Source organism: Streptomyces sp. NBC_01276, assembly GCF_041435355.1.
Lineage (GTDB): Bacteria > Actinomycetota > Actinomycetes > Streptomycetales > Streptomycetaceae > Streptomyces.
Map to the genome: position 1 here is coordinate 5,118,350 of NZ_CP108442.1, position 24,778 is coordinate 5,143,127.

The 24,778-nt window shown below is 72.9% G+C and carries 19 protein-coding genes; 16 read left to right on the plus strand and 3 right to left on the minus strand.

The genetic code is table 11. From position 1 onward, the window contains the following. Positions 1-222: 222 nt before the first annotated feature. The 6 genes from OG295_RS22925 to galE all read left to right on the plus strand — a co-directional run bounded on the left by OG295_RS22925 (position 223) and on the right by galE (position 9,500). Complete coding sequence (locus OG295_RS22925; protein ID WP_371678562.1) at positions 223-4,287, plus strand: Rne/Rng family ribonuclease; 4,065 nt, start codon at positions 223-225, stop codon at positions 4,285-4,287. 282 nt (positions 4,288-4,569) lie between these two features. Further along, positions 4,570-4,890 carry a 50S ribosomal protein L21 gene (gene rplU, locus OG295_RS22930; RefSeq protein ID WP_030159347.1) on the plus strand — a complete coding sequence of 107 codons (321 nt, stop codon included), beginning with the start codon at positions 4,570-4,572 and terminating at the stop codon, positions 4,888-4,890. Positions 4,891-4,903: 13 nt separating this feature from the next. After that, positions 4,904-5,158: a 50S ribosomal protein L27 gene (rpmA, locus tag OG295_RS22935; protein ID WP_030013081.1), complete on the plus strand. Its 255-nt coding sequence runs from the start codon at positions 4,904-4,906 to the stop codon at positions 5,156-5,158. A gap of 170 nt (positions 5,159-5,328) precedes the next feature. Further along, positions 5,329-6,774: a GTPase ObgE gene (gene obgE, locus OG295_RS22940; protein WP_371678563.1), complete on the plus strand. Its 1,446-nt coding sequence runs from the start codon at positions 5,329-5,331 to the stop codon at positions 6,772-6,774. 55 nt (positions 6,775-6,829) lie between these two features. Beyond that, positions 6,830-8,470 (plus strand): glycosyltransferase family 2 protein, encoded by a 1,641-nt coding sequence (locus tag OG295_RS22945; RefSeq protein ID WP_371678564.1) that lies wholly within the window; start codon positions 6,830-6,832, stop codon positions 8,468-8,470. A 16-nt stretch (positions 8,471-8,486) separates the two neighbouring features. Then, a complete protein-coding gene (galE, locus tag OG295_RS22950; RefSeq protein ID WP_371678565.1) occupies positions 8,487-9,500 on the plus strand; it encodes a UDP-glucose 4-epimerase GalE in 1,014 nt (337 codons plus the stop codon). Positions 9,501-9,582: 82 nt separating this feature from the next. Here galE and OG295_RS22955 read toward each other — a convergent pair whose 3' ends face one another. Both OG295_RS22955 and OG295_RS22960 read right to left on the minus strand, forming a co-directional pair. After that, positions 9,583-10,755 (minus strand): glycosyltransferase, encoded by a 1,173-nt coding sequence (locus OG295_RS22955; protein ID WP_371678566.1) that lies wholly within the window; start codon positions 10,753-10,755, stop codon positions 9,583-9,585. After that, complete coding sequence (locus OG295_RS22960) at positions 10,752-13,631, minus strand: CDP-glycerol glycerophosphotransferase family protein (RefSeq protein WP_371678567.1); 2,880 nt, start codon at positions 13,629-13,631, stop codon at positions 10,752-10,754. The genes OG295_RS22955 and OG295_RS22960 overlap by 4 nt, the downstream gene beginning before the upstream one ends. A 157-nt stretch (positions 13,632-13,788) precedes the next feature. On the opposite strand from OG295_RS22960, the gene OG295_RS22965 reads away from it, so the two are divergent. The 7 genes from OG295_RS22965 to OG295_RS22995 all read left to right on the plus strand — a co-directional run bounded on the left by OG295_RS22965 (position 13,789) and on the right by OG295_RS22995 (position 20,895). Beyond that, positions 13,789-14,772 carry a glycosyltransferase family 2 protein gene (locus OG295_RS22965; protein WP_371678568.1) on the plus strand — a complete coding sequence of 328 codons (984 nt, stop codon included), beginning with the start codon at positions 13,789-13,791 and terminating at the stop codon, positions 14,770-14,772. Next, entirely contained in the window at positions 14,769-15,257 is a 489-nt protein-coding gene (locus OG295_RS22970; protein WP_371678569.1) for a GtrA family protein, read from the plus strand. The genes OG295_RS22965 and OG295_RS22970 overlap by 4 nt, the downstream gene beginning before the upstream one ends. Positions 15,258-15,334: 77 nt before the next feature. After that, a complete protein-coding gene (proB, locus tag OG295_RS22975; protein WP_266838978.1) occupies positions 15,335-16,462 on the plus strand; it encodes a glutamate 5-kinase in 1,128 nt (375 codons plus the stop codon). A gap of 42 nt (positions 16,463-16,504) precedes the next feature. Beyond that, the gene (locus OG295_RS22980; RefSeq protein ID WP_371681271.1) at positions 16,505-16,981 is read left to right on the plus strand and encodes a hypothetical protein; all 477 of its coding nucleotides are present in this window, start codon (positions 16,505-16,507) and stop codon (positions 16,979-16,981) included. A gap of 643 nt (positions 16,982-17,624) precedes the next feature. Further along, positions 17,625-18,908, plus strand: a complete 1,284-nt coding sequence (locus OG295_RS22985; RefSeq protein ID WP_371678570.1) for a glutamate-5-semialdehyde dehydrogenase — start codon at positions 17,625-17,627, stop codon at positions 18,906-18,908. A 77-nt stretch (positions 18,909-18,985) separates the two neighbouring features. Then, positions 18,986-19,525 carry a hypothetical protein gene (locus OG295_RS22990; RefSeq protein ID WP_371678571.1) on the plus strand — a complete coding sequence of 180 codons (540 nt, stop codon included), beginning with the start codon at positions 18,986-18,988 and terminating at the stop codon, positions 19,523-19,525. Positions 19,526-19,593: 68 nt separating this feature from the next. Beyond that, the gene (locus tag OG295_RS22995) at positions 19,594-20,895 is read left to right on the plus strand and encodes a hypothetical protein (protein ID WP_371678572.1); all 1,302 of its coding nucleotides are present in this window, start codon (positions 19,594-19,596) and stop codon (positions 20,893-20,895) included. Here OG295_RS22995 and OG295_RS23000 read toward each other — a convergent pair. Continuing rightward, the gene (locus OG295_RS23000) at positions 20,879-21,982 is read right to left on the minus strand and encodes a M48 family metallopeptidase (protein WP_371678573.1); all 1,104 of its coding nucleotides are present in this window, start codon (positions 21,980-21,982) and stop codon (positions 20,879-20,881) included. The genes OG295_RS22995 and OG295_RS23000 overlap by 17 nt on opposite strands. 139 nt (positions 21,983-22,121) lie before the next feature. Here OG295_RS23000 and OG295_RS23005 point away from each other — a divergent pair, with 139 nt between their 5' ends. The 3 genes from OG295_RS23005 (at position 22,122) to OG295_RS23015 (ending at position 24,701) form a co-directional block, all read left to right on the plus strand. Then, positions 22,122-22,289, plus strand: coding sequence for a hypothetical protein (locus OG295_RS23005; RefSeq protein WP_037687136.1), 168 nt, complete (start codon positions 22,122-22,124; stop codon positions 22,287-22,289). A 63-nt stretch (positions 22,290-22,352) separates the two neighbouring features. After that, positions 22,353-22,970, plus strand: a complete 618-nt coding sequence (nadD, locus tag OG295_RS23010) for a nicotinate-nucleotide adenylyltransferase (protein WP_371678574.1) — start codon at positions 22,353-22,355, stop codon at positions 22,968-22,970. A gap of 24 nt (positions 22,971-22,994) precedes the next feature. Beyond that, complete coding sequence (locus OG295_RS23015) at positions 22,995-24,701, plus strand: LCP family protein (RefSeq protein ID WP_371678575.1); 1,707 nt, start codon at positions 22,995-22,997, stop codon at positions 24,699-24,701. Positions 24,702-24,778: the final 77 nt, after the last annotated feature.

The following is a 24,778-nucleotide window of genomic DNA, read 5'->3' on the forward strand; positions in this document are numbered from 1 at the left end:
GTCGCGCCGCCCTGGCACTCGGGAGCCACCTGGGTCGGGCAGCGCACTGACCTGAAGACTTCCGCCAGGCCGTACGGACAAGACGTACGGAACCGGCGGCCATGGACTACAGCTCCCGTGTGGCGAACGCGCCCCGGAGGCCGGCTCCGCGCTCCTGCGCGGAGCCGTGCCGGACCGGACGTCAGCCGCGGCGCCCGGGAGCGTGACGGGAGAACCGCCCGCATGCTCAACACCGAAAACGAGAACACCCCCGCCGCCGACAACGGCAGCCCGAGCGACAACCTGCCCCCGCGCAGGCGTCGCCGCGCCGCCTCCCGGCCGGCCGGCCCGCCGGGCGGCGCCGCCGCCGCCCCGGAGGCTCCCGCCGCCGAGGCCGCGCCCGTGGTGGAGGAGGCTCCGGCCGCCGCCCCCGCGCCGCGTGCCCGTCGCCGTGCCACCCGCGCCGTCGCCGCCCCGGCCACGCCCGCCGCCGCCCCGGCCGCCGAGCCCGTCGTCGTGGAGGCCCCCGCCGCGCCCGCGGTGGAGGAGGCTCCGGCCGCTCCCGCGCCGCGTGCCCGTCGTCGTGCCACCCGCGCCGTCACCGCCCCGGAGGCGCCCGCCGCCGAGGCCGCGCCCGCCGCTTCCGTCGCTCCGGTCGAGGAGGAGGCTCCGGCCGCCGCTCCGGCGCCGCGTGCCCGTCGTCGTGCCACGCGCGCCGTCGCGGCCCCGGCCGCTGTCGTCGAGGCCACCGAGCCCGTCGTCGAGGAGGCTCCGACCGCGCCCGTGGCGGAGGAGGCTCCGGCCGCCGCTCCGGCGCCGCGTGCCCGTCGCCGTGCCACGCGCGCCGTCGCGGCCCCGGCCGCGCCCGCCGCCGTCGAGGTCGTCGAGCCCGTCGTCGAGGCCGCGCCCGCCGCTCCGGTCGAGGAGGAGGCTCCGGCCGCCGCTCCGGCGCCGCGTGCCCGTCGCCGTGCCACGCGCGCCGTCGCCGCCCCGGCCGCCCCCGCCGCCGAGGCCGCCCCGGCCGTCGAGCCCGCCGCTGTGGAGGAGGCCCCCAAGGCCGCCCCCCGCGCCGTGACCGTCGCCGACGCCGTGGACTCCCCCAAGCGCGGCGGCCGCCGCCGCGCCACCCGCGCCTCCGCCCCGGCTGCTCCGGCTGCTCCGGCCGCCGCCGAGACCGAGGCGCCCGCCGCCCCGGCGGAGCCCCGCGCCCGCCGCGCCGCCCGCCCCGCCGTGGCCGTCTTCCAGGCCCCGGTCTTCGCCGAGCCGATGTTCCAGACCCCCGAGACCGCCGCCATGGCCGCCGCGGCCGCTGCCGCCGCGCAGCGGGCGGAGGAGGCCGAGGAGGAGGAAGAGACCGAGGCCGAGGCCGAGGCCGTCGCCGAGGTGCAGGCCCCGGCCGCCGCGCAGCCCGCCGGCCGCCGTCGCCGCCGTCGCGGTGCCGCCGAGCCCGTGGCCCCGGCCGCGCCGTCCGCCCCCGTGTCGCTGGCCGACGTGGAGGCCGTGGACGAGGAGCAGGAGGCCGAGGCCGAGGCCGCCGAGCTCGACGAGGACGAGGCCGACGAGTCGGGGGAGCGCCCCTCGCGCCGCCGCCGTCGCGGAGGCCGCCGCCGCCGTCGCGGCGAGTCCGCCGACCTGGACGAGTCCGCCGACGAGGACGCCGAGGCCGAGGCGGAGGCCGCCGAGCAGGAGGAGGAAGAGGAAGAGGAGTCCGAAGAGGCCCTCGGTTCCAGCTCCAGCCGCCGGCGCCGCCGCCGTCGCCGCCGCAGTGGTGACGGCGCCGCCGACACCGAGGCGGGCGACGAGGACGGTGTCCGTACCGTCGTCAAGGTCCGCGAGCCGCGTCCGGCCCGCGAGCGCAGCGAGTCCACCTCTTCCGACGAGGTCCAGTCCATCAAGGGCTCGACCCGCCTGGAGGCCAAGAAGCAGCGTCGTCGCGAAGGCCGCGAGCAGGGCCGTCGCCGCGTCCCGATCATCACCGAGGCCGAGTTCCTGGCCCGCCGTGAGGCCGTCGAGCGCGTGATGGTCGTCCGCCAGTCCGGCGAGCGCACCCAGATCGGCGTCCTTGAGGACAACGTGCTCGTCGAGCACTACGTCAACAAGGAAGAGGCCACCTCGTACGTCGGCAACGTCTACCTGGGCAAGGTCCAGAACGTGCTGCCGTCGATGGAGGCCGCCTTCATCGACATCGGCAAGGGCCGCAACGCGGTCCTGTACGCCGGTGAGGTCAACTTCGAGGCGCTCGGCATGGCCAACGGCCCGCGCCGCATCGAGTCCGCCCTCAAGTCCGGCCAGTCGGTCCTGGTGCAGGTCACCAAGGACCCGATCGGCCACAAGGGCGCCCGCCTGACCAGCCAGGTCTCGCTGCCCGGCCGCTACCTGGTCTACGTGCCCGAGGGCTCGATGACCGGCATCAGCCGCAAGCTGCCCGACACCGAGCGCGCGCGTCTGAAGAGCATCCTCAAGAAGATCGTCCCCGAGGACGCGGGCGTCATCGTGCGCACCGCCGCCGAGGGTGCGAGCGAGGACGAGCTGCGCCGCGACGTCGAGCGTCTGCAGGCCCAGTGGGAGGACATCCAGAAGAAGTCGAAGCAGATCTCGACCTCTTCGCCGAGCCTGCTGTACGGCGAGCCGGACATGACCGTCCGTGTCGTGCGCGACATCTTCAACGAGGACTTCTCGAAGGTCATCGTCAGCGGTGACACCGCCTGGGAGACCATCCACGGCTACGTGAACCACGTGGCCCCGGACCTGGCCGGCCGGCTGTCGCGCTGGACCTCCGAGGTCGACGTCTTCGCGACGTACCGGATCGACGAGCAGCTCGCCAAGGCGCTCGACCGCAAGGTGTGGCTGCCCTCGGGCGGTTCCCTCGTGATCGACAAGACCGAGGCGATGATCGTCATCGACGTCAACACCGGCAAGTTCACGGGTCAGGGCGGCAACCTCGAAGAGACCGTCACCCGGAACAACCTGGAGGCGGCCGAGGAGATCGTGCGCCAGCTGCGGCTGCGCGACCTGGGCGGCATCGTCGTCATCGACTTCATCGACATGGTCCTGGAGTCCAACCGCGACCTGGTCCTGCGGCGCATGCTGGAATGCCTGGGCCGCGACCGCACCAAGCACCAGGTGGCCGAGGTCACCTCGCTGGGCCTGGTGCAGATGACCCGCAAGCGGGTGGGCCAGGGTCTGCTGGAGTCCTTCTCCGAGACCTGCGTCCACTGCAACGGCCGCGGTGTCATCGTGCACATGGAGACCCCGACCGCGGTCGGCGGCGGTGGCAACGGCAAGCGCTCCAAGCGCCGCGGTGGCCGGGCCCTGGACCACGAGCACGAGCTCGATGTGATCGAGACCGTCGAGTCCGACGTGTTCGAGGCCGAGACCGAGGCCGAGGTGGCCGCCGAGGTCGCCGCGCCGCGTGCGCTGCCGGAGCCGGAGTTCGTCGCGGGCGAGGAGCTGTACGGCAGCCCGGCCGAGGCCGAGGCCGCGGCGGGTCTGAGCGGGCGTCGCAACCGTCGCCGTGCCACCCGTAAGGCGACCGCTCCGGCGGGCGCCCCGCGGGGCGCGGACCGGGCCGCGGCTCCGGCGCAGTCTCCGGTGACCCCGGTCGCCGAGGCCGAGCCGGTCGCCGAGCCGGTCACCGAGCCGGCCGACACGGTGCTCCAGCCGGCCGCCGAGGCCGTGGAAGCCGTGGCGGCGGCCGAGGTCGTCGAGGCCGTGGAGACCGTCGAGGCGGCGGAGCCGGTCGAGGCCGCGCCGAAGGGCCGTACGCGTCGCCGTGCGACCCGCAAGGCCACCGCGCCCGAGCCGGTCGTCGAGGCCGCGCCCGAGCCGGCCGCCGAGCCCGAGCCGGTCGTCGAAGCCGTGACCGAGGCCGCTCCGGCCGAGGTGGCGGAGCCGGTCGCGGAGCCCGTCGTGGAGGCCGCTCCGGCACGTCCGCGCCGCCGTGCCACCCGCAAGGCCACCGCGCCCGCCGGTTCCCCGGCAGGGGCGGCGCAGGCGGCCATCGTGGTCGTCGAGGCCCCGGCCGCCGAGCCCGAGCCCGTCGTGGCCGCCGAGCCGGCCGCCGAGGCCGAGCCGGAGGCGGCGGCCGAACCCGCGGCTCCGGCGAAGAAGGCCGCCCGCAAGGCCCCGGCCAAGAAGGCGACCACCACCACGGCGAAGAAGGCCCCGGCCAAGAAGGCGGCGGCCGCCAAGAAGACCGTCGCGAAGAAGGCGACGGCCAAGAAGACCGTGGCGAAGCGGGCGACGAAGAAGACCGCGGCGGCGGAGCAGCAGACCCCGCCGTCCGTCTCGGCTCCCGCCGAAGCCTGATCCGCGTGACACCCGTGGGCCCCGCCGAGCGGCGGGGCCCACGGGCGCGCGGGGCCCGGTTTGACCCCCTGGAACCGGCCCCGTAACCTAGACCGTCGGCGTGTCTTGAACGATTACCCGTTCAGCGTGCGTCGCGCTCCTGAGCACCTTCCTCCCGCACCGTCCGCGCAAGCGGCCGGGCCACGGGAGAGGCCGCTCGTCCAATTCCGGATCACCGTGGGCCCCGGCCCGCGTGAGCGGCTGGCTTCAGGAGCATCCGTCCCGAGTGAGAGAGAGATCCGCGTGTACGCCATCGTGCGCAGCGGTGGTCGCCAGCACAAGGTTGCTGTCGGCGACATCGTTGAGGTTGACAAGATTTCCACTGCCAAGGTTGGCGACACGGTCGAGCTCTCGACCCTGCTCGTTGTCGACGGCGACGCCGTGACCAGCGACCCGTGGGTGCTGGCCGGGATCAAGGTTCAGGCCGAGATCGTGGACCACCACAAGGGCGCCAAGATCGACATCCTGCGCTACAAGAACAAGACCGGCTACCGCCGTCGCCAGGGTCACCGCCAGCAGTACACGGCGATCAAGGTCACCGGTATCCCCACGGCTGCGAAGTAAGAGGGACTGAGACATGGCACACAAGAAGGGCGCATCGTCCACCCGGAACGGGCGCGATTCCAATGCTCAGCGGCTCGGCGTGAAGCGCTTCGGCGGTCAGGTCGTTTCCGCTGGTGAGATCCTCGTTCGCCAGCGCGGCACCCACTTCCACCCGGGTTCGGGTGTGGGCCGTGGCGGCGACGACACGCTGTTCGCGCTGCAGGCCGGTTCGGTCGAGTTCGGCACGCACCGTGGCCGCAAGGTCGTCAACATCGTTCCGGCCGCCTGATCCAGCTCCTGCTGAATCTCAAGCGTTCGTAACACCCCGAGGGCGGATCTCGTCTCTTCCCGGCGCATGCCGGGAAGAGAGGTCCGCCCTCGGCGCGTTGTCACATAGACACGTTTAATGGGCAGCAAGGCCTGCCCGGGACATTCCCGTATGTATCTGGAGGAACACCCATGACCACCTTCGTGGACCGCGTCGAGCTGCACGTCGCCGCGGGTAACGGGGGCCACGGCTGCGCCTCCGTTCACCGGGAGAAGTTCAAGCCGCTCGGCGGTCCCGACGGCGGCAACGGCGGCCGTGGCGGCGACGTCATCCTGGTGGTGGAGCAGGCGATCACCACCCTGCTGGACTACCACCACAGCCCCCACCGCAAGGCCACCAACGGCAAGCCCGGCGAGGGCGGCAACCGCTCCGGCAAGGACGGCCAGGACCTGGTCCTGCCCGTGCCGGACGGCACCGTCGTCCTCGACAAGGAGGGCAACGTCCTCGCCGACCTCGTCGGCCAGGGCACCACCTACGTGGCCGCCGAGGGCGGCCGCGGCGGCCTCGGCAACGCCGCGCTGTCCTCCGCCCGCCGCAAGGCGCCCGGCTTCGCGCTGCTCGGCGTTCCCGGCACCACCGGCGACATCGTCCTGGAGCTCAAGACCGTCGCCGACGTGGCGCTGGTCGGCTTCCCGAGCGCCGGCAAGTCCTCGCTGATCTCGGTGCTCTCCTCGGCCAAGCCGAAGATCGCGGACTATCCCTTCACCACCCTGGTCCCGAACCTGGGCGTGGTCACGGCCGGTTCGACCGTCTACACCATCGCCGACGTCCCGGGCCTGATCCCCGGCGCCAGCCAGGGCCGCGGCCTCGGCCTGGAGTTCCTGCGCCACGTCGAGCGCTGCTCGGTCCTCGTGCACGTCCTGGACACCGCCACGCTGGAGACCGACCGCGACCCGATCGCCGACCTCGACGTCATCGAGGAGGAGCTGCGGCTCTACGGCGGCGGCCTGGAGAAGCGTCCGCGCCTCGTCGTCCTCAACAAGGTCGACATCCCCGACGGCCAGGAGCTCGCCGACATGGTCCGCCCGGACCTGGAGGCCCGCGGCTACAAGGTCTTCGAGGTCTCCGCGGTCGCCCGCACGGGCCTGAAGGAGCTCTCCTTCTTCCTCGCCGAGGGCATCGCCAAGGCCCGTGCCCGCAAGCCCAAGCAGGAGGCGACCCGCATCGTCATCCGGCCCAAGGCCGTGGACGACGCCGGCTTCACCGTCACCTACGACGAGGTCGAGGACGTCTACAACGTGCGCGGCGAGAAGCCGGAGCGCTGGGTGCGCCAGACCGACTTCAACAACGACGAGGCCGTCGGCTACCTCGCCGACCGCCTCAACCGCCTGGGCGTCGAGGAAGCGCTGAAGAAGGCCGGCGCCCGCGCCGGTGACGGCGTGGCCATCGGCTCCGACGAGAACGCCGTCGTCTTCGACTGGGAGCCGACCATGATGGCCGGCGCCGAGATGCTGGGCCGTCGCGGTGAGGACCACCGCATGGACGCCCCGCGTCCGGCCGCCCAGCGCCGCAGCGAGAAGGAAGCCCGGCGCGGCGACTCCGCCCAGCAGGAGTACGACGAGTTCCGCCCCTTCTAGGGGGACGCGCACGCCGTTGAACTCCGCTTTACGCCGTTCGCCTAGGATCCTCCGGGTGAGCAGCAGTGATTCCAGCAGTGACACCACCACGGGCGGCCCCGCCGTCTCCGTGGTGGTGATCGCGTACAACGACGCCGGGCTCGTGGGCGAGGCCGTGGCCTCGGCCCTCGCCCAGGGCCCGGTGGTCGCCGAGGTCATCGCGGTGGACGACGCCTCCTCGGACGGGACCGCGCGGGTGCTCGACGCCCTCGCCGCCGAGCACCCCCGGCTGAAGGTCGTGCACCGCACGGAGAACAGCGGAGGCTGCGGCACCCCGCGCAACGACGGGATCGAGGCCGCGAGCGCGCCGTACGTCCTCTTCCTGGACAGCGACGACGTCCTGCCGCCGGGCGCCGCCGAGGCCCTGGTCCGGGCGGCCGTCGCCCACCGCGCCCCCGTCACGGTCGGCTCGTGCGTGCGCCGCGAGCTGCCGGAGGGCCGCGAGGTCCCCTGGATGCCCGGCCTGTACACCCCCGGTGAGGTCGTCGAGCGGCCCGCAGACCGGCCCGAGCTGGTGCGCGACACCCTCTGCGTGAACAAGCTCTACGAGCGCGCCTTCCTGGAGAAGCACGCGATCCGCTTCCCCGACGGCCGTTTCGTCTACGAGGACTTCGTCTTCACCTCCCGCGTCCTGGCGGCCGCCCCCCGCATCGCGGTCGTCGGCGACCTGGTCTACGTGTGGCACGTGCGCCGCGGCGCCGCCCAGGTCTCGATCTCCCTGGCCCGCGCCGACGTCGGCAACTGGCGCTCGCGGATCGCCGCGCACACCGTCGCCTCCGGGACCCTCGCCGAGGCCTCCCCGGAGCTGGGCCGCGCCTGCCAGGCGAAGTTCCTCGACTACGACCTGCGCATGTACCTGCGCGAGCTGGGCTCGGACCCCGGCCACCGCGCCGCCTGGTGGACCCTGACCCGCGACTACCTGACCGGGTTCGCGGACGCCGACATCGAGGCCGCCCCCGCCCGAGCCCGCTGGACCGCGCGCGTGCTGCTGGCGAGCGAGGCCCCGCCCGCGGACCTGGAGCGGCTGGTCCGCTTCGCCGCCGAGCCGCCCCGGCTGCTGCCCCCGTACGCCACCGGTGGCGACGGCGGGCCGGTGTGGAGCGCGGAGCTGCCGGTGCCGCTGGACGGGCTCGACGGCCTGCCCCTCGCGGAGCTGCCCGTCACCGTCGACGCCGAACCCGCCGGGCGCGGGGCGGTCCGGATCCGGGTGCGCGACCTGTACGGCCGCCTCGCCGGGGCCGGCCCGCGCACCGTCCGGCTGGACTTCCTGCCCCGGGCGGGCGGCGCCGCCGTCGCCACGCGCCCCGTGGAGCTGCGGACCGCCCCCGACGGGGACGGCTGGAGCGCCGAGGTGCCCTTCCGGCTGCCCGCGCTGGCAGCCACGGGGCGCCGCCGCGGGCTGCGCGGGATGCAGGCCTGGGACGTCCGGGCGGGCGTGGAGTGCGGCGACGGGAGCTCCCTGGTCACCTCGCTGCGCCCCCTCGGCGGACTGCTCCGGCGCCGGGCCCTGCCCAGCAGCCGGTACGGTGTTCTGCTGGCGCAGCCCTACCGCACGGCCGCCGGAGCGCTGGCCCTGCGCCTCGCGCCCGGTGCCGGGGGCGCGCTGACCTTCGTACGCAACCGCCTCGACCGCGCCCGCACGCGCAGGTCACGCTAGAGCTCGGGAGATACGCATGACTTTCCTCATCACCGGTGGAGCCGGCTACATCGGCTCACACGTCGTCCGGGCGATGCTGCGCGCGGGCGAGAAGGTCGTGGTCTTCGACGACCTCTCGACGGGCAACGAGCACCGCGTCCCGGAGGGCGTTCCGCTGGTGACCGCCTCGGTGCTGGACCGCCTCGCCCTCGACCGGGCCATCGCCGACCACCGGATCACCGGAGTGGTGCACCTCGCGGGCAAGAAGCAGGTCGGCGAGTCCGTCGAGAAGCCGCTGTACTACTACCACGAGAACGTCCACGGCCTCACGGTCCTGCTCCAGGCCGTCGCCGCCGCCGGGATCCGCAACTTCCTCTTCTCCTCCTCCGCCTCGGTCTACGGCATGCCCGACGTGGACCTGGTCACCGAGGAGACCCCCTGCGCCCCGCTCAGCCCGTACGGCGAGACCAAGCTGGCCGGGGAGTGGCTCGTCCGGGCCGCCGGCAAGGCGCACGGGATCTCCACCGCCTGCCTGCGCTACTTCAACGTGGCGGGAGCGGCCGCCCCGGAGCTCGCGGACACCGGCGTCTTCAACCTCGTCCCGATGGTCTTCGAACGCTACGAGGCCGGCGAGGGCGCGCGGATCTTCGGCGACGACTACCCGACCCCGGACGGCACCTGCATCCGCGACTACATCCACGTCGAGGACCTCGCGGACGCCCACGTGGTGGCGGCCCGCCGCCTCGCCGAGTGGGCCGCGGCCGGGGACCACAAGGACCTGACGGTCAACATCGGGCGCGGCGAGGGCGTCTCCGTCAAGGAGATGGTCGAGCTGCTGAACGCGGGCACCGGCCACACCTACGCCCCCACCGTCACCCCGCGCCGCCCCGGCGACCCCGCGAAGGTGGTGGCCTCGGCCGACCGGATCGCGGCCGAGCTGGGCTGGAAGGCGCGGCACGACGTCCGCGAGATGGTCACCTCGGCCTGGGTGGGCTGGCAGGCCAACCGCGCGGCCGCCGCCACCGCGCACAAGGACCTCCACACGGTCTGAGCCGGCCCGGTCACCCCCGTACGCGGCCGCCCGCCCCGGATCGGATCCGGGGCGGGCGGCTCTGCGCGGGATCAGCGGCGGCTCAGCGCTCCAGGAACGCGAACAGCTCTTCCCACCGGTCGGTGATCTCCTCGCTGGAGTAGCGCCGCACGTGCTGGAAGCCCGCGTCGCCGAGCCGGTCGCGCAGGGCGGCGTCCGCCATCAGCACGTCCAGGTGCGCCGCCAGTTCCATGGTGTTGCCGAGACGGGCCAGCAGCCCGTCCTCACCGTGCCGCACGATCTCCCGGACGCCCGGCGCGCAGTCGAACGCGGCCACGGGCAGACCCGCCGCCATGGCCTCCAGCAGGGTGATCGGGAACCCCTCCGCACGGGAGGCCTGGGCGAAGACGGAGGCCTCGCGCAGGGCGCCCAGCACGTCGGAGGTGCTGCCCATCCACTCCACCGACTCGTCGAGGCCCAGCTCGGTGCAGTGCCTGCGCAGACCGGCCTCCTCGCTGCCCGCCCCGTAGATCCGCAGGGTCCAGTCGGGGTGGCGCGGCACGGCGTCCGCCCACGCGTCGAGCAGCAGGTCCATGCCCTTCTCGAACGCGAGGCGGCCGACGCTCGCGACCACCTTCTCCGTCCGCGGGGCGGGGGCCGGCGGCATGAACGGCAGCGGGTTCGGCATGCTGTCGACGTTCTCCATGCCCGCCCGGATCCACAGGTCCGCGTCCTCGGGGGTGAGCACCAGGAGCCGGTCGGCCTCGGAGTAGAAGCGGCGCACCCGCTCGCCCCGGGTCGACTTGTTGCTCGCCTCGAACGACTCGTGGCTCATGCCGATGACCGAGAGCCCCTTGGTGTCGGCGAGGGACACCCACTCCATCGCCCAGACCTGTGTGACGATCACCACGGCGCCCGGCCGCGCCGCCCGGAACATCGCGCTCAGCGTGTCCGCCTTGGCCCGCATCTGCGCCCGCCGGGCCGCCTGGCGGCGCCGCTCGGGGGCGTTGAGGCGGCCCTTGACGCCGTGCAGCCGGCGGGCCTTGGGCGGGTGGGTCGCGTAGAGCGTGGTCATCTCGTACGGGAGGTCGTCCGGCAGCTTCTGCCGGATCTCCTCGGCGACCGGCGCGATGCCCACGACGTGCACGCGATGGCCGCGCCCGCTCAGCAGCCGGGCCATCTGGTGGGACCAGGTGGTCACGCCGCCGAGCTCGTCCACGCTGTTGGAGACGAGGAAGACGTCGCGGCCGCCCTCGGTGGCGGTCTGCTGGCTCACTTGCCGCTCCTGGTGAAGAACTTCTCGACGATCTGGCGGGCGGCGTCCCCGCGGTCGTACTCGCCGAACTCGCTGAGGAAGCGCTGCCGGGCCTCCGCGTACTTGGCGTCCGCCTCGTCGAAGGCACCGACGGCCTGCATCAGCTCGTCGGCCGTGGCCACCACGGGGCCCGGCGCCTTCTCCTTGAGGTCGAAGTAGGTGCCGCGGATGTCCGTCGCGTACTTCTCGTAGTCGTACGCGAAGAACAGCATCGGCCGGTCCAGCACCGCGTAGTCGAACATCACGGAGGAGTAGTCCGTGATCAGTCCGTCGGCGAGCGCCAGCAGCGGGGTGATGTCGTGGTACCGGGACACGTCCACGACGCGGCCCGCCACCGACGGCGGCAGCGAGACGCTGTTGAGGTAGTGGGTGCGCACCAGCAGGGTGAAGCGGTCACCGAGCCGGTCCGCGAACTCCTCCACGTCGAAGGGGAACTCGAAGCCCTCCACCGTGCCGTCCGCGTTCGCCCGGAACGTCGGGGCGTACAGCAGCACCTTTTTTTCTGCGTCGATGCCCAGCTCGGCCGCGAGCGGCCCGCGCACCCGCTCCCCGCTCTGCGCCTCCGCGCGGTGCGCCTCGACCAGGGCGTCGTTGCGCGGGTAGCCGGTGCGCAGCAGCACCTCGTCGCGCAGCCGGAAGCCCCTGGCCAGGGTGCGGACGTCGTGCTCGGAGCGGATCAGGAAGTGGTCGAAGCGGTTGACGGCCGCCTGGAAGCGGTCCTGGCCCGCCTTGCCCTGCGCCTTGGTGCGGGGCTCGTGGAACCCCATCCGCTTGAGCGCGGAGCCGTGCCAGGTCTGGATGTACGTGGTCCCGGGGCGCTTGGCCAGGGCCAGCGGGAAGCCCTGGTTGTCGACCCAGTACTCGGCCTGGGCCAGCGCCCGCAGGTACGCCCAGCTCCAGCGCCGCACCAGGGTGGCCTCCTGGGGGAAGCCGGTGGGCTTGCCGCCCGCGTAGGACCAGATCGCCTCGAAGGGCACGCCCTGGCGCACCATCTCCTCGTAGATCGCCTTCGGGCTGTCGCTGTACTGCTTGCCCATGTGGCTCTCGAAGACGACGGTGCCCTTCTTGACCGGCAGCTTCGAGAAGACCTCGTGGTAGAGCTTGACCTTCTGCTCGCCCGAACCGATGTTGCGGCGGGCCTTCAGGGCCCGGCGCAGGCTGCGCTTGACGACGCCGGCGGCCTTGCCGTGCATGGCGTTGTTGAGCAGTGTCTGGGTGCGGACCGCGGCGCGGCCCTCGGCGGTCAGGACGTAGGAGAGGTTGCCCTTCTTGGTCATCTCCGGCTCGAAGCGGTCGGAGACCAGGCGGGTCAGGCGCGGACGCACCCGCAGCCGGGCCGCGGACTCCAGGTCGACGCCGCCGACCGAGACGCGGGTGGTGATCCGGTCACCGCCGGCCGTCAGCTTCAGCCGGACGTCCCAGACGGCGTCGATGATGCCGAGGGGGCGGACCGTCGAGGCCACGTCGGCCGTGGTGCTCCACTCGATCGTGTCACCGGCGTGGCGCACGGTCGTGACCGGGAAAGTGAACGAGCGCACCCCGATCTGGCGCCGGGCCCGGAACTCCAGGGTGGCCTTCAGCGGGGTGTCGGCCTTGATCCGGCCCAGCGGGTTCACGATCCGGCCCGCGAGGGTGACGGTGCCGCGGCCGTCGTCCTCGTACGAGGTCAGCCGGTTGCCCAGGGCCAGCGAGGACAGCGGGGCGGTGTGGTAGCCCTGGTCGGTGACGTCCAGTATGCGGCGGCCCTCGTCGTCGGCCGGGTCGTCGATGTGCTGCGCGCACCAGTAGACGCGGCCGTCGCGCTCGGCGAGGGGGGAGCACAGCCGGCCCTTGTTGGTCATCGCGTCGGCGGCCGGGAGGAGGTTGTCCCAGTCCTCCTTGCCCAGCAGGTAGGCGCAGATGGCCTGGAGGTGCGTGACGTTCTCGTACGCGGCCGGGTCGATGCCGGCCAGGTAGCCGTTGGCGAGCCGGGCGAATTCCTGGCGGTAGGCGTCGCCCAGCAGGGGCAGGTCGCGCAGGTGGAGCACCAGGTCGTGCTTGAGGAACTTGGCGTCCTTCGCCGACTTGATGGCCGTGTGCCCCTTGGCGGCCAGCAGCTCGTCCACGCGGCGGTGGATCTCCATCCGGTGGATGAAGTTCGCGATCTCGTGGCGCCGGTTGCTGATCGACAGCGCGGAGGCCTTCTCGACCACGTTCCAGAAGTACACGTGGTTGGGGATCAGCGTGATGCGGCGGGCGGCGACGTACGCCTGCGCCGAGAACAGCAGGTCCTCGTAGTGGATGCCGACCGGGAACTCCAGGCCCTGCTCCAGCAGGAACTCGCGCCGGTAGCACTTGTTCGTGGAGAGGGTGTCGTAGACCAGCAGGTCCGGGTACTCGGTGATGGAGTCCAGCGTGCGGGTGCGCGCGTAGATCCACGGGTACCACTCGGTGGTCTTGTTCCAGCGGTTGTCGAGGTGCACGCGCACGCACATGCCCGACACCAGGTCGGCCCCGGTGCGCTCGGCGGCGGCCAGCATGTTCCGGCAGGCGTTGCGTTCCAGTACGTCGTCGCTGTCCAGGAACATGACGTACCGGCCGGTGGTCTGCCGGATCCCGTGGTTGCGGGGCGCGCCGCAGCCGCCGCTGTTCTCGGGCAGCCTGAAGGCGCGCACCCTGTCCGGATGCGCCGCCGCCAGCTCCTGGGCGATCTCGTACGACCGGTCCTTGCTGCAGTCGTCCACGATCACGACTTCGACCCCTCGCAGGGTCTGGTCCAAAACCGACTGGACGGCTGTCGGCAGACGCTCTGCGTCGTTGTAGACGATGACGACCACGGAGACGTCAGGCACGTGCACCTCGATCCCTTCGTTCCATTCCGCTTATCCACTCAAAGCTACCGTGTGCCGCACGCGACTCAGGCAGGCCGACGTCCGGCGTGCATACTTCTAAGGAGAGGTGAGTGGCGGGTCCGGTCGCCGACAATCACCCGTTCGGAGCCAGCAGGAAGTGTCCATGACCAAGCTGTCCGTAGTTGTCCCTTGCTACAACGAAGAAGCCGTGATCGACAGCTTCGACGCAGAGATCCGCAGGGTCCTGGACGCCCTGCCCGTGGAGTACGAGGTCTGCTACGTCGACGACGGCAGTCGTGACGGGACCCTCGGAAAGCTCCGCACGATCGCCGCGGCGTACGGGGACCAGACCCGGTACGTGTCCTTCAGCCGGAACTTCGGCAAGGAGGCGGGCATGCTCGCCGGGCTGAAGGAGGCCACCGGCGACGCCGTGGTCATCATGGACGCCGACCTCCAGCACCCGCCGGAGCTGATCGCCACCATGCTGGAGCACTACCGGCAGGGCCACGACCAGGTCATCGCCCGGCGCACCCGCGAGGGCGACAAGAAGGTCCGCTCGGCGCTCAGCCGCCTCTACTACCGCGGGGTCAACCGCTGGGTCGACGTGGAGCTCGCCGACGGGGTCGGCGACTTCCGGCTGCTCTCGCGCCCGGCCGTCGACGCCCTGCTGGCGCTCCCGGAGTACAACCGCTTCTCCAAGGGCCTCTTCTCCTGGATCGGCTTCGACACCGTCCACTTCGACTACCGCAACGCCCAGCGCGAGGCCGGCGAGACCAAGTGGAAGTTCGGCTCCCTGCTGAACTACGGCATGGACGGGCTGATCTCCTTCAACAACCGGCCCCTGCGCATCGGCATCTGGCTGGGCGTGTCGCTGGTCGGGCTGACGGTCCTGTACGCGCTGTGGATCACCGCGATGGCGATCACGAACGGCATCGACTCGCCGGGTTACGTCACCCTCGTCGCGATGATCGCCGGCATCGGCGGCGTTCAGATGATCATGCTGGGACTGATCGGCGAGTACATCGGCCGCATCTACTACGAGACCAAGCGCCGCCCGCACTTCCTGGTCAAGGAAGCCCACGGCGTGACCGCCGAACGGATGCCCGAGGCCTCCGAATCCGTGATCGTGGAGCGCAGCCGCCGATGACCGCCTCCCCTTCCCCTTTCGCCTCCCGTTCCGCGTCCCCTCCCGCGCGCGGCCGCCGCGAACAGTTCGGGCAGATCTTCCGCTTCGCCCTCGTCGGCGGGGTCAACACCGGAACCTTCTTCGCCCTCTACCTGCTGCTGCACCCGTGGATGCCGTACTTCGCCGCGTACACGCTGGCCTTCGTGCTGTCGATGATCGGGTCGTTCTTCATGAACACCTACTTCACCTACCGCACCCGGCCCACCTGGAAGAAGTTCCTGCTCTTTCCGCTGACCAACGTCACGAACTACGTGATCCAGTCGGTCGGTCTGTACGCCCTGGTCACCTGGGCCGGGATGGACACCCGCATCGCGCCGCTGGTCGCGGCCGTCGTGGCCATCCCGTTCACCTTCCTGCTCTCGCGCAAGATCCTCATCCCGGGGACGGGCGCGGGGGCCGCGGAGCAGACCGGAGCCGAGCCGGAGCGGTCCTCGTCCACGGTCTGAAACCGGCGGGCGCCCCGGCGGCGCCACCCCGTAGATTGGGCCGGTCGAACGGATCGGTCGGTTGTGAGGGGAAACACGTGTCAACGGCTAGGCAAGGTGTCGTGGACGCCCGCAGGATCGTGGTCAAGGTCGGCTCCTCCTCCCTGACCACCGCGGCGGGCGGACTCGACGCCGACCGGGTGGACGCGCTGGTCGACGTACTGGCCAAGGCCCGCAGCGGCGGCGAGAAGGAGATCGTCCTGGTCTCCTCCGGCGCCATCGCCGCCGGACTCTCCCCGCTCGGCCTGGCCCGCCGTCCCAAGGACCTGGCCCGCCAGCAGGCAGCCGCCAGCGTCGGCCAGGGCCTCCTCGTCGCCCGGTACACCGCCTCCTTCGCCCGCTACGGCATCCGCGTCGGCCAGGTCCTGCTCACCACCGACGACACCAGCCGGCGCGCGCACTACCGCAACGCCTACCGGACCCTGGACCAGCTCCTCGCCATGGGCGCCCTGCCCGTCGTCAACGAGAACGACACCGTCGCCACGGACGAGATCCGCTTCGGCGACAACGACCGGCTGGCGGCCCTGGTGGCCCACCTCGTCCGCGCCGACCTCCTCGTCCTGCTCTCCGACGTCGACGGCCTCTACGACGGGGACCCGTCCCTGCCCGGGACCACCCGCATCGACGAGGTGCGCGGCCCCGAGGACATCGCCCACGTCTCCATCGGCAGCGCGGGCAAGGCCGGAGTCGGCACCGGCGGCATGGTCACCAAGGTCGAAGCCGCCCGGATCGCGGCCGCCGCCGGGATCCCCGTCGTCCTCACCTCCGCCAGCCAGGCCGCCGACGCCCTGACCGGACGCCCGACCGGCACCCACTTCCACGCCACAGGCCGCCGCTCCGCCGACCGGCTGCTGTGGCTCCAGCACGCGTCGACCCCGCAGGGGCACCTCGTCCTGGACGACGGCGCCGTGCGCGCCGTCACCGAACGCGGCAGCTCGCTGCTGGCCGCCGGGATCGCCGCCGTCGAGGGCGACTTCGTCGCCGGAGACCCCGTCGAGCTGCGCTCCGCCGACGGCCGCGCCGTCGCCCGGGGGCTCGTCAACTTCGACGCGAAGGAACTTCCGCAGCTGCTCGGCCGGTCCACCCGGGACCTGGCGCGCGAGCTCGGACCGGCGTACGAACGGGAGGTCGTCCACCGCGACGATCTGGTCCTGCTCCAGGGCTGAGGTTCGGCAAAACCGCCGCGCGGGGGGCCGGGGACTGGTCAACTGTGGGGGGCGGACACGCGTAGCGCAGACAGGAGGCGGCTGGTGAGACGAGCGCTGACCAGCGTCGGCACGGGGGACCGGCACGAGGGCGGGGACGGGGACGCGCACGCGGACGGTGGCGGGGCCGAGCGGGACGCCTCCCGCCTGTGGCACATCACCCTGAGCGTCTCCGGCAAGCCGGCGCCGCTGTCCGAGGTCCGGCGCGGGCTGGAGCAGCTCGCGCACGACCACCCCTTCCTGCTGACCAGCCGGTACGCCGACGACCACGCGGAGATCCGGTACTGGGAGGAGGCCCGCGACCTCCACGACGCGGCCGCCGTCGCGCTGAGGCTCTGGGGCGAGCACCGCTCCACGGCGCAGTTGCCGCCGTGGGAGATCGTCGGCCTGGAGGTCATCGACCGCCCCACCTACCACCAGCGCGTTGCGGAGGGCTACGGCCCCCCGCCGGCCCACCCGGTGGGCGTGCACCCGTACTAGCGGGGCCGCGCATGCTGGACGCCGACGGGCTCCGGGGGCGGTGCGGGGGAGTGCCCGTGCCCTGGCCGGGCGGGGTGCGGGGCCGTGCCTCTGCCCTGGCCGGGCGGGTGCGGTGCCCGTGCCTCTGCCCTGGTCGGGCGGGGAGGGGCCCGTGCCTCTGCCTTGGCTGGCGGGCCGGGCGGTGCCCGTGCCTCTGCCCTGGTCGGGCGGGGAAGAGGCGATGCCGGGTGCGGGTGGGTGGCGGGCCGCTGCGCGGGGCTGGTCCCCTACCCGCCCTTCCACCGTTCCCCGGGCTCCGCCCGGACCCTTCGGGGGCTCCGCCCCCGGACCCCCGCGCCTCACACTCCCCCAGCCACCGCTGGGAGGTGCCCCCCGCCGGCGCTTGAGGCGCGGGCGCGGAGCGCCGTGCAGGGAGCCGCACCCGGCACGGGTTCGGGCCGCGTCCGGGTCCCCAGCCGCGCCGGCGCCTGAGGCGGGAACGGTGGAAGGGCGGGTAGGGAGCAAGCCCCGCGCAGCGGCACCGCACCCCCGGACGACGGCCGCACTCCGCCCCACCGGCGCGAGCCAGGGGCCCGCCCGGCGCGGCGTCTCGCGGGGTGGAACCGCGGCCGCGCGACGCCGGCCTGGGACTACCCTGGGCCGCATGACCTCGCTCGACGACGCCACCGCCACCTCGCCCGTCCTCGCCACCGCGCGAGCCGCCCGCACCGCCGCCGCGGCGATCGCCCCACTCCCGCGGTCCGCCAAGGACGCGGCCCTGCTGGCGATCGCGGACGCGCTGGAGGCCCGTACGGCCGAGATCGTCACCGCCAACGCCGTCGACACCGACAAGGCCCGCGCCGCCGGCACCAGTGAGACCGTCATCGACCGCCTCACCCTCACCCCCGAGCGCGTCGCCGCCATCGCCTCCGACGTCCGTGACGTCGCGGCCCTCCCCGACCCCGTCGGCGAGGTCGTCCGCGGCTCGACCCTCCCCAACGGCATCGACCTCCGCCAGATCCGCGTCCCCCTCGGCGTCGTCGGCATCATCTACGAGGCCCGCCCCAACGTCACCGTGGACGCCGCCGCCCTCTGCCTCAAGTCCGGCAACGCGGTGCTCCTGCGCGGCAGTTCCTCCGCCTACGCCTCCAACGTGGCCCTCGTCGCCATCCTCCGCGACGCGATCGAGAGCGCCGGCCTGCCCGCCGACGCGATCCAGCTCGTCCCCGGCGAGTCCCGTGACTCCGTCCGTGAGCTGATGCGCGCCCGCGGCCTCGTCGACGTGCTCATCCCGCGCGGCGGCGCCTCCCTCATCAAGACCGTCGTCGAGGAGTCCACCGTTCCGGTCATCGAGACCGGTACCGGAAACTGCCACGTCTACGTCGACGCCCAGGCCGACCTCGCCATGGCCGTGGACATCCTCGTCAACTCCAAGGCCCAGCGGCCCTCCGTCTGCAACTCCGCCGAGACCCTGCTCGTGCACCGCGACATCGCCGCGGCCTTCCTCCCGCTCGCGCTGGACGCCCTCGCGGACGCCGGGGTGACCGTGCACGGAGACGCCGAGGTGCTCTCGTACGCCGAGGAGTCCAAGGTCACCGCCCTCCCCGCGACCGACGAGGACTGGGCCGCCGAGTACCTGTCCTACGACATCGCCGCCGCCGTCGTGGACTCCCTCGACGACGCCGTCACCCACATCCGCCGCTGGACCTCCGGCCACACCGAGGCGATCGTCACCACCTCGCAGGCCGCCGCGCGCCGCTTCACCCAGCTGGTCGACTCCACCACGGTCGCCGTGAACGCCTCCACCCGCTTCACCGACGGTGGTCAGTTCGGTTTCGGCGCCGAGATCGGCATCTCCACCCAGAAGCTGCACGCCCGGGGCCCGATGGGGCTCCCGGAACTGACCTCCACCAAGTACATCGTCACCGGCGACGGTCACGTCCGGTAACCGGCCCGAGAACACGGTGTGGCCGGATTCCGGCTTACACCCTGCCCAAAGCAGCCCCCCAGGTCTACGCTGGTCCCGTGCCGGACGACGTGGGGGGCAAGCCGTTCCCGGACGACGGGGAGCCCGACGACGACCGCGGAGGCGCGGATCAGGACTTCGCCTCCGTGGTGTTCGACGAGGCCTTCGTCCGGAACGCCGAGATCCATGAACCGAGCGCGGCCGAGCGCCAGCGCGCCGCCGACCGGGCGCGCGCCGACGCCGAAGCCGCCCGCGTCGCCGGGGGCTGGGCCGGCGAGGACGACTACGGCCATCCCGACGGGTACGGGATCGACGACCCCGGATGGGAGCCCGGCCACTACGGCTACGGCTACGCGGAAGGCCCGTACGGGGTCTACGGCGGCAGCCTGCGCCCCTACCGCGGCCGGGCGCCCTGGCTGCGCCCCGTCGCCTGGGTGCTCGCCGTCGTGATGGGGCTCGGCATGGTCGCCCTGGCCTTCAGCGCGGTCTACCGCAGCGCCGCCGGCGAGGCGGACCCCGCCCCCGCTCCCGCCAGTACGCCGCTCGGGGAAGTCACCGGGGTCGGCGCGTTTACGTACCCCGTCGGCCGCCAACCCTGAAGGTACGACCCCACTCGCCCGTTCCGGAGCTGGGGGCTTCTCTGAAGCGGGGACAGCGGGGAGAAGCGATGGCCGTACCAGGAGATCCACCAGGCGGCACCCCCGAGGGCATCGGCGAGGGTGACGACGAACTGCGTCCGGACGAGTACCGGTCGGTGGTGTTCGACGAGGACTTCGTCCGCGCTGCCCGGCTCCAGGAGTTCTCCGCCCGGGAACGCATGGGCGGGCACGCCCGGGCCGTCCGCAGCCGGTCCATCTGGTCCGGAGCCGGCTCCGGGCACGGCAACGGCACCCCGGGGCGCGGCGCCCGACAGGGCATGCTGCTCGTGCTGCTCATCGCCACGGCCTTCGCGGTCGCCGTCTACATGGGCCTGCGCAACCCCTACGTCCCTCCGGCGGGCGGCAACACCGAGCCGCTGAGCAGCACCGTCGTCCCCCTGGCGCCGGCCGCGGCCGTACCGGGGGGCCGGCCCGCGGACCTCTACGCGAGCGGCCCCGCGGCCGAGTACCGGGTCGGGGCGGCCGGGATCACCTTGCCGGCCGCGCGCCGCACCCACCACTTCACCGAGAGCCAGGTCGTCGCCGCCCTGTCCATCGCCAAGGACTACCTGGTGCAGTCCTCCCTCGACCCGGACGTGCTCGCCGGGAACGCCTCCCGGCCCGTGCGGGTCCTGCTGGACCCCGGCCAGCTCGCGCAGTTCGACGAGAGCATGGCCTCGCCCTCCGGCGACGGCCGGCACGCCGCCACCGGCTGGCTGGTCCGCTTCGACCCGCACACGGCCGTCGTGGCCGACTCCCGCGTCCGGGTCAGCGGCACCCTCACCTACGAGGAGCTGAGCCCGGAGGTGCTGGAGGTCACCAGCGACCACACCTTCGTGTACGCCGTCCGCCCGGCCACCGGCCCGCCGACCGCCGCCGACGGGGCCTCGCTGTTCACCGTCCGCCGCGAGTTGCGGATGCGCTTCGACCGGGAGGACCTCACGACGGGCCGGACCGAGCTGGTGTCGGCGTACGTGATGGCCGGGCCGCAGGACTGCGCCACCGAGCCCGCGGAGGGCTTCCGCCCGCTGCCGGCCGGGGCCGGTCCCACCACCGTCGGCCCGCCCGCGAGCGATCCGTACGCCGGCGGTCACCCGAGGCGGACCGCCGGGCTCTGCGGCGTCCTGGCCCAGCCCCCGGCGAGCACGGACCCGGCGACCTCGGATCCCGGGGCCCAGGCCCCCGCGACCCAAGCCCCCGCGCCCCAGGATCAGGTGACCCAGGATCCGGAGGCCCGGGCCCCCGCGAGCCCGGCCGCGCTGCGCCCCGCACCCGCGACCCGGGACCCGGCGCCGCCGGGGGAGGCGGCCTCCGTCAGCCCTGGTTCGTAGCCCCGCCGGGGCCCTCGGCGTCCTTGCCCTCGGAGCGGCCGGATCCGGCGGACCCGCCGCCTCCCGCGGCCCCGGTGAACCGGTCGCGCAGCTTGCCGCCGAGGTCGCCCGCGCCGCCCGCTATGTCGCCGACCAGCTTCATCAGCGGATCCTTGCTGCTGCGCACGGAGTCCGCGTAGTGGGAGGCGGACTGGCGGAAGGAGTCGGTCACCGAGGTGTCCTTGTCCTCCTCGCGCCGCGGGTAGTGGCCGTCCATGATCCGCTGGTAGTCCCGGTTCTGGGACCACTTCTTCAGCTCGGCCGCCCGGACCGTGGTGAAGGGGTGCGTCCGCGGCAGCATGTTGAGGATCTTCAGGACGGAGTCGCGCAGGTCCCCGCCCGCCTCGTACTCCTCGGCCTGGGCGAGGAAGGCGTCCACGTTCATCTCGTGCAGGTGGTTCCCGCCGGCGAGCTTCATCAGGCCCCGCATCGAGGCGTTGAGGTCCTGTCCCACCAGCAGTCCGGCCCGGTCCGCGGAGAGCTCCGACTTGCGGAACCACTCCCGCAGCGCGGTCACTATCGCCGTGATCGCGACGGTCCCCAGCGGGATCCACGCCACCTTCAGGGCGAGGTTCGTCAGGAAGAGCAGGACCGTGCGGTACACGGCGTGCCCGGACAGCGCGTGGCCCACCTCGTGGCCGATCACCGCCCGCATCTCCTCCTCGTCGAGCAGCTCCACCAGCGCCGTCGTCACGACGATGATCGGCTCGTCCAGCCCGATGCACATGGCGTTGGGCCGCGGATCCTGCTGCACGTACATCAGCGGGACCCGCTCCAGGTCCAGGATGTAACAGGCGTCGCGCAGCATCTCGTGCAGGTGGGGGAACTGCGTCTCGCCCACGCGCACCGAGTCCGACAGGAACAGCAGTCGCAGGCTGCGCTCCGGGAGCAGCCCGCTCAGCGCCTTGAACACCGTGTCGAAACCGCTCAGCTTGCGCAGCGCCACCAGGGCCGAGCGGTCCGCGGGGTGCTCGTACGCCCGCGAGGAAATGCCCGGGAACCTCCTGCGGTTGCGTGCCGGTCCCTTGTCGAATCCGATGTCCGTCATAGCGCCCTCCCCCTCGATCGGCTCTGCTGCCTCACGTCCATACTCTCCAACGCCTGAGTCGGCGTGAGCGTGCCCCGCGCCCCCGCATACGATGTGAGCGAAGTCTCCGCCCGCTCCCGACTCGATAGGTACATGCCTGATGAGCCTCTCCACCACCGCCCACAACCTGGTCGTTCTCGCTGCGGAGGGCGGCGAGCAGCACGGCGGCAACCACGACAGCCTGAGCCCCTACCTGACCGGCGGCGGCGCCTTCTGCATCCTGCTGCTGATGCTGTGGGTGACCACCCGCCTCAACCGCGACCGCTAGACCCGGCTCGGGTTCCGGTCCGGCCGCCGTGGACGTGCCACCGGGCCAGTAGGCTCTGCGCTCATGGGAGAGCAGGAAGTGCCTACGGGCCCGGTCAAGCGCCGGCTCGGCGTCATGGGCGGGACGTTCGACCCGATCCACCACGGACACCTGGTGGCCGCCAGTGAAGTGGCCGCCCTTTTCCACCTCGACGAGGTGGTCTTCGTGCCGACGGGCGAGCCGTGGCAGAAGTCGCAGCGGGCCGTGTCCCCCGCGGAGGACCGCTACCTGATGACGGTCATCGCGACGGCCTCGAACCCGCAGTTCTCGGTGAGCCGCATCGACATCGACCGCGGCGGTCCGACGTACACGATCGACACCCTGCGGGACCTGAGCGCGCTCAACGCCGACGCCGACCTCTTCTTCATCACCGGCGCCGACGCCCTCGCGCAGATCCTGACCTGGCGCAACGCCGACGAGCTGTTCTCCCTCGCCCACTTCATCGGAGTGACCCGGCCCGGCCACGTGCTCACCGACGACGGCCTGCCCGAGGGCGGGGTCTCGCTGGTCGAGGTACCCGCGCTGGCGATCTCCTCCACCGGCTGCCGTGCGCGCGTCGCGCAGGGCGATCCCGTCTGGTACCTGGTGCCGGACGGTGTGGTGCGCTACATCGACAAGCGTGAGCTGTACCGGGGAGCCTGAGCTTCCGGAGAGAGGGGCCCCGCGGTGAACGACCCACAGGAGCCGTACGACCCGTACGCCGGCCGGCAGCAGCTCATCGGCTACGACCCTTACGGCAGACCGGTGTACGGCCAGGTGCCCGCGCAGTCCGTCCAGCCCGCCCCGCCGCGGTACGAGCAGCAGTACGAGCAGGCGTACGGGCAGACGTACGACCCCTCGTACGGGCAGTCGTACGACCAGGGGGCGCCGGGGCAGCAGCAGTATCACGTGCCGCAGCAGGAGTACCCCCAGTCTCCCCAGCCCCAGGCAGCCCCGCCCCAGGACCCTTCCTACGGGTACGACACCCGGCAGGACCGGCAGTGGATCCCGCAGCAGCACGCCGAGCCGGCCGCCGAGCAGGCCCCGCAGGCCCCCCAGGCCCAAGGGGGGCCGGAGCCGCGGTCCGTGCCCGCGCCGCGCCGGGAGGCCGCCGCGGACCCGGAGGCGGCCGCCGGCTACCACACCGAGCAGTTCGCCTTCATCGAACAGCAGGACGACGACTCCGAGGACGTCATCGACTGGCTCGCCTTCACGGAGAGCCGCACCGAGCGCCGCGAGGAGGCCCGCCGCCGCGGCCGCAACCGGGTGGTCGCGCTGATCGTCGTCCTGGCCCTGTTCGTCGTCTGCGGCCTCGGCTACCTCTGGTACGCGGGCAAGCTGCCCTTCCTCGACGGCCCCGGGCAGAAGAAGGCCGCCGCGGCCGCCACCGGGGCGCAGAAGCGCGACATGATCGTCGTCCACCTCCGCAACACCAAGCGCGGCGGCAGCTCGACCGTCCTCCTCGTGGACAACGTCACCGCGAAGCAGGGCGCCACCGTCCTGCTCCCCAACACCCTCGGCGTCGCCAAGGAGGACGGCACCGGAACCTCCCTCGGCAAATCGGTCGAGGACGGCAGCCTCGGCACCCGCGAAGCCCTCGACACCGTGCTCGGCACCCACATCGGCGGCACCTGGCGACTGGACACCCCCTTCCTGGAACGCCTCGTCGACCTGGTCGGCGGCATCGAGGTGGACACGGACACGGCGGTCCCGGCCGACGACCAGGCCAAGGCCCCCGCCGTGGGCCAGGGCCCCAAGCAGTCCCTGACCGGCGCGATGGCCGTCGCGTACGCCACCCACCGGGCCCAGGGCGAGCCGGAGGCCAAGCAGCTGGAGCGCACCGGCAAGGTGCTGTACGCCGTGCTGCGCAAGATCCCCGGTGACCCGAAGGCGGCGGCCACGACCGTCGAGAGCATGGGCCAGATCCTGGACCCGGGCCTGGACGCGCAGAGCCTCGGCGCCCTGCTGTCGCGCATCGGCGAGCACGCCAAGGTGGGCGCCTACCGCACCGAGGTGCTCTCCGTGAAGCCGGACGGCGGCCTCACCGACGACGCCAACAAGCGGGTCGTCAAGGAGCTCCTCGGCGGCTCCTTCACGGCCGCCCAGCCCGGCGCCGCCCCTCGGGTGGGCCTCAAGGACGCCACCGGTGACGAGAAGGCGCAGGTCGCGGCGAAGGCTGCCCTGCTCAACGGCGGCTACGCCTTCGTGGACGGCGGCAAGGCCGACCGGACGGCGCCCGCCTCGCAGATCACCTACCAGGACGACGCGCAGCGGGACCGGGCCGTCGGCGTCGCCAAGACGCTGGGGCTGCCGGAGGCGGCGGTGAAGAAGGCCGAGAACGCGGTGAACGCGGACATCGTGGTGACGCTGGGCAAGGACTACAAGCCGTCCTGAGCCCGCCCGACACGGCCGTGGGAATGCCCCGGCCCCGGCTCTGACCTGGTGCTCCGCCCGCGCGGAACGTAACGCGC

What these genes read in the sequence shown, in the direction of transcription:
- OG295_RS22925 (WP_371678562.1), top strand. Translation starts at nt 223, where the DNA reads ATGCTCAACACCGAAAACGAGAACACCCCCGCCGCCGACAACGGCAGC.
- rpmA (WP_030013081.1), top strand. Translation starts at nt 4,904, where the DNA reads ATGGCACACAAGAAGGGCGCATCGTCCACCCGGAACGGGCGCGATTCC.
- obgE (WP_371678563.1), top strand. Translation starts at nt 5,329, where the DNA reads ATGACCACCTTCGTGGACCGCGTCGAGCTGCACGTCGCCGCGGGTAAC.
- galE (WP_371678565.1), top strand. Translation starts at nt 8,487, where the DNA reads ATGACTTTCCTCATCACCGGTGGAGCCGGCTACATCGGCTCACACGTC.
- OG295_RS22965 (WP_371678568.1), top strand. Translation starts at nt 13,789, where the DNA reads ATGACCAAGCTGTCCGTAGTTGTCCCTTGCTACAACGAAGAAGCCGTG.
- OG295_RS22970 (WP_371678569.1), top strand. Translation starts at nt 14,769, where the DNA reads ATGACCGCCTCCCCTTCCCCTTTCGCCTCCCGTTCCGCGTCCCCTCCC.
- OG295_RS22985 (WP_371678570.1), top strand. Translation starts at nt 17,625, where the DNA reads ATGACCTCGCTCGACGACGCCACCGCCACCTCGCCCGTCCTCGCCACC.
- OG295_RS22995 (WP_371678572.1), top strand. Translation starts at nt 19,594, where the DNA reads ATGGCCGTACCAGGAGATCCACCAGGCGGCACCCCCGAGGGCATCGGC.
- OG295_RS23000 (WP_371678573.1), bottom strand. Translation starts at nt 21,982, where the DNA reads ATGACGGACATCGGATTCGACAAGGGACCGGCACGCAACCGCAGGAGG.
- OG295_RS23005 (WP_037687136.1), top strand. Translation starts at nt 22,122, where the DNA reads ATGAGCCTCTCCACCACCGCCCACAACCTGGTCGTTCTCGCTGCGGAG.
- nadD (WP_371678574.1), top strand. Translation starts at nt 22,353, where the DNA reads ATGGGAGAGCAGGAAGTGCCTACGGGCCCGGTCAAGCGCCGGCTCGGC.